This is a genomic window from Streptomyces sp. NPDC005931, from assembly GCF_042871235.1.
GTDB lineage: Bacteria > Actinomycetota > Actinomycetes > Streptomycetales > Streptomycetaceae > Streptomyces.
The window spans coordinates 437350-450974 of sequence record NZ_JBIAIG010000001.1 but is presented as its reverse complement, the minus strand read 5'-3'; the positions used below and the strand labels follow the sequence as shown (position 1 = coordinate 450974).

Annotated in this window: 10 protein-coding genes; 5 read left to right on the top strand and 5 right to left on the bottom strand. The window is 71.7% G+C overall.

Translation table 11 applies throughout. From position 1 onward, the window contains the following. Positions 1-70: 70 nt before the first annotated feature. Complete coding sequence (locus tag ACFYOV_RS01985; RefSeq protein WP_389081599.1) at positions 71-2050, bottom strand: hypothetical protein; 1980 nt, start codon at positions 2048-2050, stop codon at positions 71-73. A 637-nt stretch (positions 2051-2687) separates the two neighbouring features. On the opposite strand from ACFYOV_RS01985, the gene ACFYOV_RS01980 reads away from it, so the two are divergent. The 3 genes from ACFYOV_RS01980 to ACFYOV_RS01970 all read left to right on the top strand — a co-directional run bounded on the left by ACFYOV_RS01980 (position 2688) and on the right by ACFYOV_RS01970 (position 5140). Continuing rightward, positions 2688-3179 carry a hypothetical protein gene (locus ACFYOV_RS01980; RefSeq protein ID WP_389081597.1) on the top strand — a complete coding sequence of 164 codons (492 nt, stop codon included), beginning with the start codon at positions 2688-2690 and terminating at the stop codon, positions 3177-3179. A gap of 147 nt (positions 3180-3326) precedes the next feature. Further along, positions 3327-4025 carry a response regulator gene (locus ACFYOV_RS01975; RefSeq protein ID WP_389081594.1) on the top strand — a complete coding sequence of 233 codons (699 nt, stop codon included), beginning with the start codon at positions 3327-3329 and terminating at the stop codon, positions 4023-4025. Beyond that, positions 4022-5140, top strand: a complete 1119-nt coding sequence (locus tag ACFYOV_RS01970) for a sensor histidine kinase (protein WP_389081592.1) — start codon at positions 4022-4024, stop codon at positions 5138-5140. The genes ACFYOV_RS01975 and ACFYOV_RS01970 overlap by 4 nt, the downstream gene beginning before the upstream one ends. 88 nt (positions 5141-5228) lie before the next feature. Here ACFYOV_RS01970 and ACFYOV_RS01965 read toward each other — a convergent pair whose 3' ends face one another. Both ACFYOV_RS01965 and ACFYOV_RS01960 read right to left on the bottom strand, forming a co-directional pair. Then, the gene (locus tag ACFYOV_RS01965) at positions 5229-6221 is read right to left on the bottom strand and encodes a DUF5134 domain-containing protein (RefSeq protein ID WP_389081589.1); all 993 of its coding nucleotides are present in this window, start codon (positions 6219-6221) and stop codon (positions 5229-5231) included. A gap of 297 nt (positions 6222-6518) precedes the next feature. Beyond that, on the bottom strand, positions 6519-6998 hold the full coding sequence (locus tag ACFYOV_RS01960; RefSeq protein ID WP_389082421.1) for an ATP-binding protein: 480 nt from the start codon (positions 6996-6998) through the stop codon (positions 6519-6521). A gap of 187 nt (positions 6999-7185) precedes the next feature. Between ACFYOV_RS01960 and ACFYOV_RS01955 the strand changes: the two genes are divergently transcribed. Together ACFYOV_RS01955 and ACFYOV_RS01950 are read left to right on the top strand one after the other, a co-directional pair. Beyond that, entirely contained in the window at positions 7186-9858 is a 2673-nt protein-coding gene (locus ACFYOV_RS01955) for a LuxR C-terminal-related transcriptional regulator (protein WP_389081587.1), read from the top strand. A gap of 105 nt (positions 9859-9963) precedes the next feature. Beyond that, entirely contained in the window at positions 9964-10695 is a 732-nt protein-coding gene (locus ACFYOV_RS01950; protein ID WP_389081585.1) for a hypothetical protein, read from the top strand. Between the two features lie 409 nt (positions 10696-11104). Here the strand turns inward: ACFYOV_RS01950 and ACFYOV_RS01945 are convergent, their stop codons facing one another. Then, positions 11105-12700: an acyl-CoA carboxylase subunit beta gene (locus ACFYOV_RS01945; RefSeq protein ID WP_389081583.1), complete on the bottom strand. Its 1596-nt coding sequence runs from the start codon at positions 12698-12700 to the stop codon at positions 11105-11107. Between the two features lie 121 nt (positions 12701-12821). After that, the gene (locus ACFYOV_RS01940) at positions 12822-13616 is read right to left on the bottom strand and encodes a BTAD domain-containing putative transcriptional regulator (RefSeq protein ID WP_389081580.1); all 795 of its coding nucleotides are present in this window, start codon (positions 13614-13616) and stop codon (positions 12822-12824) included. Positions 13617-13625: the final 9 nt, after the last annotated feature.

The following is a 13625-nucleotide window of genomic DNA, read 5'->3' as shown; positions in this document are numbered from 1 at the left end:
GCTTCGCTTAGCGCGGTGGCCGGAACACCGCGGGGTGCTCCGGCCACCGGATCGGTCAGTCAACGGTCGGTCAGCCGACCTTCTTCCACGCACAGACCGTGTCGGCGTTCTTGCAGTGCTCGAAGCCGGGATTGCTGATGAAGAACCCGTCCTTGTCGAGCAGCCGCATCTGCGGGACGAACTTGATGCCGAGGTCGCGGAACGCGCCCTCGTTCTGGTCCTGAGGCACCGAGGCGCGACCGCACTTCTCGTTCCACTTAGGGCCGGTGTAGCCATTGCGATTCTCAGCGAGCAGGCCCCATGTTCCGCCGGTCATCGGCTTGGTGTAGAGCTGTGCGCACTCGTTGCCGGAGTTGACCTGGTTCAGGCCGCCCGGCATGCCGCCGCTCTCGTACGTACTCGCGGGCGCGTACTCGTCGCACGATCCGCCGGGGGTGGCGCTGTTCGGAGTCCAGCTACTCGGGCAGATCTTTCCGCGGCTCTTGGCGCCGGTCCAGTCGCCGCCGTTCGGGTCGGCGTTGTTGCCGGGGCCGAGGTAGGTGACGAGAGAGTCCCACTTCCGGCTGCCCGGGTGGGAGGGAAGTTTCTCCTGTATCAGCCAGTAGTAGGCGCCGGCTGCCGGGTACAGGTTGGTGTCGACCGTCCAGGTGGGCTTGAAGAACGGGAAGACACAGCCGGTCTTGATGGTGCCCCCGGCGATGTCGTCACAGCGCGGAGCGAGTTCCCTGACGCGGACGTCACCGCTGCTGCCGAGGCTCGTCTCGGCGTGCGCGTTTCCGGCGTCGACGGAACCGCGCAGGAGCCAGCCGAGGTCGAACTGCTCCTTGCCGGTGCCGTTCCAGATCGTCTGCACCTTGGCCGTCATGGCGTACTGGGAGCCGACTTCGCCGACTGCCCAGTGGGGCGTGTGGTTGAGGCCGTCGTTGCTCGACCACTGAACCTGCGAGCGGGTGCAGTCGTCGCAGTTGTCGGACGGCACCCAGGTGAGGTGAACACCCTCGGTTGCGGCGTCAATCTGTGTCGGGACCACGGTGAGCTGCTGGTCGAACTCCGCCCGGTTCGTGCCGGTGTCCGACTGCTTGTTGTACAGCTTGATCTGCTGGTACAGCGCAAAGGTGGCGGTGCCGAACCTCGGCAGATCGTCGGCATCGACGAAGATCAGAGTGGCGTAGCCGACGTTCTTCAGGCACGCCTCGGTCCGGTTCATGAAGTCCTTGCCGTCCGGCTTCGAGGCGCACCACGCGACAAGATCGGCGGCGCGGAGAGCCTCCCCCGCCTCCCGCTTGGCAACCGCTGCGTCTTCACGGGTCGGCGCATCACGGCTGATCTCTATGCAGACCTTGCGGCCCTCGGAGTCCGGCTCGGAGCATTGCTGGCCGTCGTCCTTGCTTCGCGCTCCCGTGATCGGGCCGGGATCGGTGCGCCCGAACTCGATCGGAGTCTGCGCGATTGAGTCGATGCTGGACGTGGCCTGCGCTGCAGGGAAGGTGACGTACGGCTTGTCGGCCGGTGGAACGTTGATCTTGAACGTGGAGTATGGGGACCAGTCGTCCTCGTACACCTTGCTGGTGGCGTCGTATCCCGAGGAGCGGACGGCGTATGTGACACCGTTCTTGAGCTTGCCCGCGGGAACCTTCACCGAGGCCGGTTTGCCCGCGTCCACCTCACCGGAGACGAGAACGCCCCATTCGTTGTCGTCGGTCAGCTTGACGACCGTGGCGGTGGGCTTGCCGTTGGCATCGGTGGTGTGTACCTCGAAGGTCGAGGTGGTCTTGTGGCCGCTGGTGGCAGTGACCGTGTTGCGTAACGTCGGCGTGGTGGTGTTGACCTGCCACACGCCGTCCGTCTTCGTGAACGGCGGGCCTGCCTCCGGTGCGTTGGGTGTGTTCGGCGCGGCGGCTGCAACTGCTGTGCGGGCGCCTGAACCGTGGACCGGCGGCGGGCTGTCGGAGCCGGCCGCGTGGCTGGTGGCGGTGGTTCCGCTTCCGAGCACGATCGCGAGGATCGCGCCGAGGGCTATGCGCCGCCTTTTTCTGGTGGGGGGTATCAACCTGTGTCCTCCCTGTGAGACATCAGTTCGAATGCCAGCACGTCCTCGCAGCGACAACCATGGTCGGAATCACGGTTTGAGCGGTCAGGGGAAGAGATGAGCCAACACGGGGAACCCGGCTGTGTCGGTCAGCGGCGGGGTGCGGTACGGGTTGCTCAACAAGATCCCGACCCGGGGACGGCTACCTGCCTGGGCGGTCCATGCTCAACATGTCGTTCGGGATCATTGCATGGCATAAACGGTCGAGTGTGCAGGGGCGTCTCGCGGCGGCAACGGCGGCTCGGCCTGCGCCCGAGTCTGCGGCAGAGCAGCCTTTCTCTTCCGTGAGGACCGTGGCGATCATCGAACATCGCATGCGTCGAAGGCCTCTCACCACCCCCTTGACCACGGCAGGCGTGGCGGGACGTCGATCCCCCCGTTCGGGCAGGGGCTTCACGGACGCTTCATACAGGAGCCGGTCGTTGCTTCACACCCCGCGCCGATGCTGGTGACCAAGGACAGCAAGGGACATCGGGGCGGTACCGGCTTCGGATGGCGAGGCCGAGCCGATCGGTGTACCCGCTCAGGACGTGCCGTTACACGACTCAGGGGGTCGAGAACGATGAAGGTGAGCCGAAAGGGAGCAACGCGGGGGCTCGTGGCGCTCGGAGTGGCCGGAGCGCTCGCCGGCGGTGTCGGCCTCGCGCAGGCGTCCGCCGGTACGGCGGGCCCGCCACCCGTGCCGACCGCGGCGTCCGCCTCGCCGGGCCCGGCGTGCGGTGGCATGCACGGGGGCATGCACAGTGGTATGCACGGGGGCGGGCACGGCGGCATGGGGGTCCATGACGACATGCCCATCGACGCCGCGGCGAAGTACCTGGGCCTGAGCCGGACCGAGCTGCAGACGCGGCTGCATGCCGGCACGTCCCTCGCGGACATCGCCGAGGAGCGCGGCAAGTCGGTGTCCGGGCTCAAGGACGCGATGATCGCGGCGCTGGAGGCCCGTCTCGACGACAATGCCTCGCTGACCGCCGACGAGAAGAGGAAGATGCTCGCGCAGGCGGAGCGCCACATCGACGTGATGGTGAACACCACCCACGGGCACGGTGGAGGCCACGGCCCGATGAGCATGCGGACGGACGGTATGTGACCCCGCGGACGGACGGTAAGTGACCCCGCGGCGGGCGCCCGGCAGGGAGGCGACAGGGCCGAGTGCCCGCCGACTCGGGCGGGGCGTGGGACACGGGCCGGTGGCCCGCACGTACGGTGCTGACTGGCCGAGGTGTCGTCTGAAGGGGTGGAGCCTGTGCAGCGGGTGCTGGTGGTCGACGACGAGCCCCATATCCGGAAGGTCCTGCGCGGCTATCTGGAGGCCGACGGCTTCGGGGTGACGGAGGCCGCCGACGGAGAGGCCGCGCTCGCCGCGGTCCGCGGCGAGTCCCCCGACCTGGTGTTGCTGGACGTGATGCTGCCGGGGATCGACGGACTGGAGGTGCTCCGGCGGCTGCGCGGCTTCAGCGACACGTACGTCATCCTCGTCACGGCCAGGACGGAGGAGGTCGACAAGCTCGTCGGGCTCGGCGTGGGCGCGGACGACTACGTGACCAAGCCGTTCAGCCCCCGTGAGGTCACGGCCCGGGTGAAGGCGGTGCTGCGCCGCGGGCGGGGAGCGCGGGCCGACCGGGACGTCCCGCTGCGCTTCGACGGCCTGACCATCGACCCGGCCGGACGCGAGGTGACGGTGGCAGGGAACCCGGTGCCGCTGTCGAGCCTGGAGTTCGACCTGCTCGCCGCGCTGGCCGACGCGCCAGGCCGGGTGTTCTCCCGGGCCCAGCTGCTGCAGCGGGTATGGGGATACGACTTCTACGGCGACGAGCGCGTCGTGGACGTCCACATCCGCAGCCTGCGCGCACGGCTGGGTGACGACGCCGGCGATCCGCACCTGATCGCCACGGTGCGCGGCGTCGGCTACAAGTTCGTGGGCCGGCCCCGATGAAGGCGCGCCTGTCCCTGCGGTTGTTCGCCTCGCACACCGCCGTCGCCGTGGTCGGCGCCGTCGTCGCCTACGTGACGGTCCGGCTGCTCGCCCCGCACCTGTTCGACCAGCGCATGGGGATGATGCACGGCGACATGCCCGGCAGTGGCCCGAGGACCGGCGCACAGGTGCACGACGCCTTCCGGACCGCGGTCAACACGGCCCTTCTCGTGGGCGGCCTGGCCGGTGCGGCTGCCGCCGGGATCCTCGCGGCGTTCGTCACCCGCCGCCTGCTGCGCCCGCTCGACGCCGTGCGCACCGCGACCCGGCGGATCGCCACCGGACGCTACGGGGTCGACGTCCCGCTTCCCTCCGAACCGGAACTGGCCGCGCTGGCGAGCGACGTCAACACCCTCGGGCACGCCCTCGCCGACACCGAGGCGCGGCGCACCCAGCTGCTCGGCGACGTCGCCCACGAGATGCGCACCCCGCTGACCGCCCTGGACGGCTACGTCGAGGGACTCATCGACGGTGTGTTCACCGCGAGTCCCGGCACACTGGCATCGCTCAGTGAGGAACTGCGCCGGCTGCACCGGCTCGCCGACGACCTGTCCGGCCTCTCCCGCGCCGAGGAGCAGCGTCTCGACCTGCATCCGGTCGCCGCCGACCTGGCGGACCTGGCGCGGCAGGCCGCCGTACGACTTGCACCCCAGTTCGACGACGCGCACGTCACGCTGGCCGTCGACGCCGATACGGCCGTCACGGTGCACGCCGATCCGGACCGGATCACCCAGGTCCTGACCAACCTGCTGGGAAACGCCCTGCTGGCCACCCCCGCCGGGGGCACCGTCACGATCACCGCCCGCCGCTCCGGCGGCCACGCCGAGGTCGCCGTGACCGACACCGGTGTGGGTCTCGCGCAGGAGGACATCGAGCGCGTCTTCGAACGCTTCTACCGTGCGCCCGACCAGCTCCGCCGCTCCTCCGGCTCGGGGGTGGGCCTCACGATCGCCCGGGGAATCGCGCGGGGGCACGGTGGAGACGTCACCGCGTCGTCGCCGGGACGAGGACGGGGCGCGACCTTCACCCTCGTACTGCCAACGGGTCCACCGGCTCCACCGGGTTCGCACCTCTGACGTCCTCGAACGCGGACTCGGACTGCGGCCTCGGACCGCGGACTCGGACCGCGGCCCGCTGCTCGACCCAGGGACGTCATGCCGTGGGTCAGGCGGCCATCATCACCAGCATCACGGACATGGTGCTGCCCATGCCGACGTGTGCCAGCAGTGCCGCACCCGGTGACGTGCCCGGCGGACGACGCCGGCTGCCCGCTGCGGCGTGGGCCCGGCGCCGTTCGCCGCCCGGCCGGGTCCTGTCCCACGCGGAGACGGCCAGTGACGCCAGGAACACGACCACCGCGTCGGGCAGGGCCAGGAGGTGGTGGACCCAGCGGGTCCGGCCGCTGCGCCGGCCCGCTGCCGCGGGGGTGCGGTCGGCGGTGCGGAACCGCGTCCGCAGGGCGGCGACCATGGAGAGCGCGAAGTACACCGCCAGACCGGCGAGCACCAGACGCCAGACGGACGCCGCGCCGGAGGACACCGCCGCCTGGGCGCCGACGGAGGCCATGTCGTGCCCGCTCGTCCCCGCGTGACCCGCCCCTCCGGCGGAGTGGTCCTTGCCGGCCATGGAGTGACCCGTCCCTCCGGCGGAGTGGTCCATGCCGGCCGTGGAGTGGTCCGTCCCGGCCGTGGAGTGGTCCGTCCCCGCCGTCCCGCCTCCCGCGCCTGTCGCGCCCGACGTGTCCTCCGCGCTCGCCGCTCCATGAGCGTGACCGTGTCCGGAGCCCAGCGCGAGTACCGGACCCGAGGTGGTGCCGGGCATCGCGAGTGTCATGATCACCATGGCCGCGCTGCCGAGGACGTGGTGCGCCCAGTGGCGGCCCCGACGCCAGCCGTCCCGTCGCGCGGAGCGCACCGACAGCGCGACGCCGCCGACACCGACGGCGGCGAACAGCGTCACCCACCAGACGACGTGGTCCCCGAAGCTCGCGGACGTCGCGGGCAGGAACATCGCGGCCATGCCTCCGGCCATCACCAGGTCGCCTCCCGCGGCGAACCGGGCCTCTCTCCCGACGGCCGCCGCCGTCCGGGCCGCACTCACCATGGCCACGAGTACGGACACCGCCACCATCGACCAGCTCAGGACCGGACTGCCCACCGCTGCCTCCGCATCGGGCCGTTCACCACCGACCTGATGAGTACGGGGCTGGGGGGGACGGTGTTCACCGGCACGCGGGGGACCGCGGGACACCGGGACCCGCGGGACATGTGGGACACCCGGGACACGTGGGACCTTGCGGGACACGCGGAACGGGAGCAGGGCCCCGCGCGCAGCCGATCGTGCGCAGCCGATCCGGGCCCGACCGGCAGCCGACCGCCGCGAGCGGTGTCGCGGCCGTCGTTCAACGGCCGGTGGCGCGTCCCGTCGCGGGGCGGCCGACCGCACCGGGCTCTCTCACAGGGCGATCACGGCCTGGACGACCGTGCCCCGGGCGGAGCACCGCACGGACCTGTCGACGCAGTACGCGTCGACCAGCGTGAGCCCGCGGCCGAAGGCGGCGTTCAGGTCGGTCGCCTCACAGCGCGGCGTCGGGCGGTGACGCCAGCGCCCGTGGTCGCTCACCTCGACGGTCAGCGCGCTGTCGTCGGCGTGGAGCGTCACCGCGAGGTCGGGGCTGCCACTGTGCAGGACGACATTGGCCGCCAGTTCGCTGACGACCACGGTGAGCGCCTCCTCCACCGCTGCGGACAGACCGTTGCTCCTCACCACTGCCCGGGTCAGCCGGCGCAGGCAGCAGAGCTCCCGGGGCGATGCCGGCAGGACGGCCGCGGCCAGGGTCCGCCTCGTGCGGACGCCTCTTGCGTCACCGCGTCCCCCGCCCGTCAGCGGCTCCGCCGAGGCGAGAGATGCCTCTGCGACATTCGGACAGATCACGTTCTTCACACCAGACTCCTGCCTGCGCGGCCGTCCCGATCGGCGGCGGGCCTCCCTGTCCTGAGCACGGGTCCCGTAGCCTTGCCCCGATCCACGGTGCACGGCCGCCGCGACGCGCGGCAATCAGGGCAGACTGAGTACGGATACGCAAACAATCGGGTGACGCTCCTGAAAACGGATGGCGACCATGTCAGGCACAGCTCGAACGGCGGAAGAACACGAGGACGTGCTGCGGCAGCGGCTCGCGTCCGCGCTGTCCCGGGACGAGCCGGGCGGGCCCGTGCTGCTGCTGGTCGAGGGCGTGGCCGGCGTGGGCAAGAGCCGTCTGGTCGACCGGCTCACCGCCGCCTTCCCCGGCACGCCCCGTCGAACCCCCGCCGACGGACCGCTGCCGGACACCGGGCCGGTCCTGCTGGTCTGTGAGGACGTGCACCGCTCGAAGGCGGCGGACATCGACGCCCTGCTGGAACTGCTGGCCGGGCCACCCCGCTTCTTCGCCTGTGTCCTCAGCTACCGCCCGGAGGAACTGCCGACACCGGGGCTGGTCCTCGGTCCCGGAACCGATTTCCCGGCCGGCCTCACCGTGGTGCGGCACACGCTCGGCCCACTGGACGTCGCCGCCGTCGGGAGGATGGCCGCCGACGCGCTGGGCGAAGGCTGCTGCCCGCCAGGTCTGGCCGAGGCCCTGCACCACGCCTCCGGAGGCATCGCCCAGACCGTGGTCGACCTGCTCGACCTCCTCGTCGCCGGCCAGGACCCCGGCGGGCTGACCTCCGTGCCCGACCCGGGTCGACTCGGCGTCCCGCCCCGGCTCGAGTCCCTGACCCTGCGGCGCACCGCTGCCGTTCCCGAACAGCAGCGCCCGATCGTGTTCGCCGCCGCCGTTCTGGACGAGCCGGCCACCTCACGGGACCTGGCCGCCGTGGCGGGACTCGACGGGCGAGCCGCTCGGGAGGCCCTCGTCGCGGCGCTGGGCGTCAGCGCCGTCGAGGAGCGGGGCGACGGCCGCTACGGCTTCGCCTCACCGCTTGCCGCCGCCTCTGTCCGCCGGTCGGCACCCGGCCCGGTCCGCGAGGAACTGCACCGACGTGCCGCCCACCTGCTCGCCCGACGCCAGCCCGTCCCCTGGGAGCGCGTCGCCGACCACCGTCGTGCCTGCGGCGACGACCGCGGGTGGCTGCACGCCGTCGAACGGGCCGCGCTGCAGTACGAGGCCGCCGGAGAACAGCAGCGCGCCGTGGCTCCACTGGAGTCGGCGCTGGCGACCGGCCGGGTACCGGGACAGGCCCGCCCCCGGCTCGCCTCGCTGCTCGCCCGCTGCGCCGTGGTGGGCCTGCGCTCGGACGAGACCGTGAGAGTGCTGCGCACCATCGTGGCCGACCCCAGCCTCCCGGATGCCGTGCGCGGCGAGATCCGACTCGACCTCGGCCTCTTGCTGTGCAACCAGATGGGACTGGTGATCGAGGGGCGGGACGAGCTCAGGCGTGCCGTGGACGAGCTCACCGAGCGGCCGGTGCCCCTGGCCCGTGCGATGTCGGCGCTCGCCATGCCGTACGGGCCGGATGCGTCGCTGTCCGACAACATCATCTGGATCGAGCGCGCCGTGCGGGTCGCCGAGGAGTCCGGTGACGCCGTCGTCCAGGCCGCGGTCGCCGCCAACCAGGTGAGCGTCCTGCTCAACACCGGTGACCCCGCCGCCTGGGACCTCGTCGACCGCCTTCCCCGGGACAGCGAGCTCGTCGGCTGCCGGCAGCAGGCCGCCCGGGGGCTGTGCAACGCGGCGGACGGCGCGGTGTGGCTCGGCCACTACGAGAAGACGCGTGTGCTGCTCGCCGAGGGAGTCGACCTGGCCGTGCGCAGCGGCGCGGCCTACGCCGAGTGGACCGGCCGGGGCTGCGAACTCGTCCTGGACTGGGCCACCGGCGACTGGACCGGTCTCACCGAGCGGGCGCAGGCCTTCGTGGACGAGGCGGGCACGATGCCCTATCTCGTCTCCGACGCGCGGATGGTCCTCGGCCTGCTGGCCCTGTCGCGTGGTGAGTGGGCCGGCGCCGTCGACTGGCTGAGCGGCCCCGACGCGGCCGACCTCGACACCGGTCCCGTGCCGATCTCCGCGACGGTCTCCGGCGCCCTGATACGGCTCGCCCTCGCCCACGACGACGTCGCCGCCGCTGCCGCCGAGGCCGCAGCGGCGTGGAAGCGGCTGCGTGCCAAGGGCAATTGGGCCTGGGGGGCGGAACTGGCACCGTGGGCGGTGGAGGCGATGCTGCGGGCGGGGGACGTGTCCACGGCTCACGCCATGGTCGACGAGTACGCGGCCGGACTGCGCGGCACCGACGCGCCGTCCGCCAACGCCGCGTTGCCCTGGACCCGGGGACTCCTCGCCGAACACACGGGCAGCACGGCGGAGGCCATCGACCTCTTCGAACAGAGCACCGCCGCCCACGCCACGCTGCCCCGGCTCTACCACGCGGCCCTCACGACCGAGGCCGCCGCGCGCTGCCGCCTTCGTCTCGAGGGGGACAGCGGCCCCGCCGTGGACGCACTCCGGTCCTGCACCGAGACCTTCGACGCGCTCGGAGCGACCTGGGACGCCGCCCGGACCCGCGCCGACCTGCGTGGTCACCAGCCGGCCGGGGAACGCAGGCCGCGCGGACGCCCGAGCTACGGTGCGGTGCTCTCCCCCCGGGAGACGGAGGTGGCGGAACTCGCGGCCGCCGGCATGTCGAACCGGGAGATCGCCACCACCCTGCACCTGTCACCGCGCACCGTCGAGCAGCACGTCGCCCGCGCCATGCAGAAGGCGGGCGTCCACTCCCGCCAGCAACTCGCCCGCGTCCTCACGGCGGCCGCGACCTGATCGGGGGTGACACGGGCCCCCTGCCGTCCTGGCCCGCGCGGAAAACCGTGTGCGGTCGTCCCCCGCCCCGTGACAGTCTTCCTGCTGTTCGAAGAGGGGGACAACGTGGCGAAGCTGAATCAGATCATTGCCGTCGAGAAGGGTGTCAAGGGCAGGTCGCTCCAGGACATCACCGCCGCTCACCACAAGGTGCAGAAGCCCGCGCTGCTGTCCGGGATCTCGCGCACCTACCAGCCCAAGGACGAGGAGGGCGAGCAGCTGCCGCCCGAGTCGACGCGGGTGCAGGTGCAGGCCGAGGACGTGCTGCGGGAGATGGCCGGCTCGCTGACGCGGCTGTTCGACGTCACCGCCACCAAGGACTGGGCGAACTGCACCGCGCGGGCGGACGTCACCGTGGACGGGCGGACGGTACTCGCCGACGTGCCGGTGAGTCACCTGCTGTTCCTGGAGAAGCAGCTCGCCGACCTGCACGCCTTCGTCAAGAAGCTCCCCGTGCTCGACGCCGCCGAGGCGTGGGCGCTCGACCCGTCCACGGACTGGTGGAAGACCGAGCCCGTGCGCACCATCCGTACCAAGAAGGTGCCGCGCAACCACGTCAAGGCCGAGGCGACCGAAAAGCACCCGGCACAGGTCGAGGTGTACTACGAGGACGTGCCGATCGGGTACTGGACGACCGTGAAGTTCTCCGGGGCGCTCCCCGCGCGGCGGGTCAACGAGCTCGTCGAGCGGGTCGAGAAGCTCCAGCAGGCGGTCAAGTTCGCCCGTGAGGAGGCCAACGCTGCCGAGGTCACCGATCAGCGGGTCGGTGACGCGGTGTTCGGCTACCTGTTCGGCTGACGCCGGTCACGGTGGCCTCCACGATCGCCCCCGCGTGCGAGCGCGGGGGTGCGCGACAGGCGCGGGCCGGATTGAGGACCGGTTCGCGTGAGGAGCGCAAGCTGACACTGAAGTCCAGCCTGAAGACGGCCCGCTGAACGGGCCGTGTCAATCTCAGACTCTCGCTCCAGTCTCAGCATCGCCGCCGATCGCCGGATCGACCGGGGACGGACGAGCGCCGTCGGATGCGAGTTCGACTCTCGCCTGCACCTCTTGCCCGGTGCGGTAGTTCAAAGGAAGAACACGACGGCCTGACGACTGATCCGTCCTCTTAAACGCCGCCGGCGTGCGCAATTGGGTGGCATCCCCAGGGGCCCGGGAGCTGGATACGACTCCCGGGCTCCGCCACGTCCGGGGCACCCTTCGCGTGCTACACCGGCGGATTGCCGTGCTTGCGTTCCGGCAGCGGCGAGTGCTTCGCGCGGAGCATCGCCAGCGAGCGGATCAGGACGGCACGGGTCTCGCCCGGGTCGATGACGTCGTCGACCAGGCCGCGTTCGGCGGCGTAGTAGGGGTGCATCAGCTCGGACCTGTACTCCTTGATCAGCCGTGCCCGAGTGGCGTCCGGGTCGTCCGACGTGGCGATCTCACGGCGGAAGACCACGTTCGCCGCACCCTCCGCGCCCATCACCGCGATCTCGTTGGTGGGCCACGCGAAGGAGAGGTCCGCGCCGATCGAGCGGGAGTCCATCACGATGTACGCGCCGCCGTACGCCTTGCGGACGACCAGCGAGATGCGGGGGACCGTCGCGTTGCAGTACGCGTAGAGGAGCTTGGCGCCGTGACGGATGATGCCGCCGTGCTCCTGGTCGACGCCGGGCAGGAAACCGGGCACGTCGACGAGCGTCACCAGGGGGATGTTGAAGGCGTCACAGGTCTGGACGAAGCGGGCCGCCTTCTCCGAGCCGTGGATGTCCAGGACGCCGGCCAGTGCGGCGGGCTGGTTGGCGACGAGGCCCACCACCTGACCGTCCAGACGGGCCAGCGCGCACACGACGTTGCGGGCCCAGGACTCGTGGACCTCGAAGTAGTCGCCGTCGTCGACGATCTCCTCGATCACCGAGCGCATGTCGTACGCCTGCTGCGGGTCCGCCGGGACCAGTGAGGTGAGCGCGTCGGTGCGCCGGTCCGCCGGGTCGTCGCCGCGGACGGCCGGCGGGAGTTCGCGGTTGTTCCGGGGGAGCAGCGACAACAGGTGGCGTACGTCCGCCAGGCAGTCGGCCTCGTTGTCGTACGCGAAGCCCGAGACGCCCGAGAGCGTGGCGTGCACGTCGGCGCCGCCGAGGCCGTCGTGGGTGATCTTCTCGCCGGTCACGGCGTGGACCACGTCGGGGCCGGTGATGAACATCTGGGACGTGCCGCGCACCATGAACACGAAGTCGGTGAGGGCGGGGGAGTAGGCGGCGCCGCCCGCGCACGGGCCCAGGATGACGCTGATCTGCGGGATGACACCGGAGGCCCGGGTGTTGCGGCGGAAGATGCCGCCGTAGCCGGCGAGCGCCGTGACGCCCTCCTGGATGCGGGCGCCGGCGCCGTCGCTCAGGCCGACGACGGGGGCGCCGGCCGCCTCGGCCAGGTCCATCACCTTGTGGATCTTCTCGGCGTGTGCCTCGCCCAGGGCGCCGCCGAAGACGCGGAAGTCGTGGGCGTAGGCGAAGACGGTACGGCCGTGCACCAGGCCCCAGCCGATGACCACGCCGTCCCCGTGCGGCTTGCGGTCCTCCAGGCCGAAGCCGGTGGCACGGTGCCGGCGCAGGGGTTCGATCTCGGTGAACGTGCCCTCGTCGAAGAGGAGTTCCAGGCGCTCGGGGGCGGTGAGCTTGCCCTTGGCGTGCTGGCGCCGGGTGGCCTCGGGGTCGGGGCCGCGGCTCAGCTCCTCCTTCAGCCGTGTCAACTCGTCGGTGGAGCGCCGCAGATCGGGCGGGGGAGCGGGGGCGAGGGCCAGGAGCTCGTCGAAGGTCGTCATTGCGGCACCGTAGGTACGCACCCTCGAAGTCCTCGACACGGTTCCTGGAGAACGGCTCGACCGGGGGCGCGCCGGCCGGCCGGGACGGGCCCCGGCCTCGCGGACGATGCTCCCGCCCGGCTCAGTCCGCCGCGGCCGGGTGCAGTGCGAGGTCGGCGTCGCCCGAGAGGACCGCCCGGTGGAGTTCCTGGAGGGCGGCGGAGGGTTCCAGGCCCAGTTCGCGGACCAGGCTGCCGCGCAGGCGCTGGTACGCCTCCAGGGCCCGCCAGCTCCCGCCGGTGCGGTGCAGGGCGCGCATCAGCTGGGCGCAGAAGCCCTCGTGGAGGGGGTGGCGGGCGGCCAGGACCCGGAGTTCGGGAACCACCTCGCCGTAGCGGCCGAGACGCAGGTCCGCCTCGATGCGCCGCTCCAGCGCGGTCGTGCGCTCCTCGTTCAGTCGCAGCACCTCCAGCTCCAGCACCGAGCCGGCCGGTACGTCGACCAGCGCCGGCCCCTGCCACAGGGCGAGCGCGCGGCGCAGCAGGTCGGAGGCGGTGCGGTAGTCGCCGATCTCGAAGGCGGTGCCGCCGTTCGCGGCCAGCCGTTCGAACTCGTGCGCGTCGACCCGGCCCGGCTGCACCTGGAGCAGATAGCCGCCGAACCGGGTGACCAGGACGTCCTTGGCGTCGCGGCGCGGGTCGCCGTCCAGCGCGGCGGTGATCCGGCGGCGCAGTTGCAGGACGTAGGTCTGCAGGGTGGTGGAGGCGCTGCGGGGGATGTGCTCACCCCAGATCTCCTCCATCAGCGTGGGTACCGACACCACACGGTCGGCGTGCAGGGCGAGCAGGGCGAGCAGCTGGCGGGGCTTGGCGGCGCTCGGCACCACTGAGACGCCGCGCTCCTGCGCGGCGAGCGACCCCAGGACCTGGATCTCCATGTGCGTCCT

Coding starts and splice junctions, on each gene's coding strand:
- ACFYOV_RS01970 (WP_389081592.1), top strand. CDS start 4,022: ATGAAGGCGCGCCTGTCCCTGCGGTTGTTCGCCTCGCACACCGCCGTC.
- ACFYOV_RS01955 (WP_389081587.1), top strand. CDS start 7,186: ATGTCAGGCACAGCTCGAACGGCGGAAGAACACGAGGACGTGCTGCGG.
- ACFYOV_RS01945 (WP_389081583.1), bottom strand. CDS start 12,700: ATGACGACCTTCGACGAGCTCCTGGCCCTCGCCCCCGCTCCCCCGCCC.
- ACFYOV_RS01940 (WP_389081580.1), bottom strand. CDS start 13,616: ATGGAGATCCAGGTCCTGGGGTCGCTCGCCGCGCAGGAGCGCGGCGTC.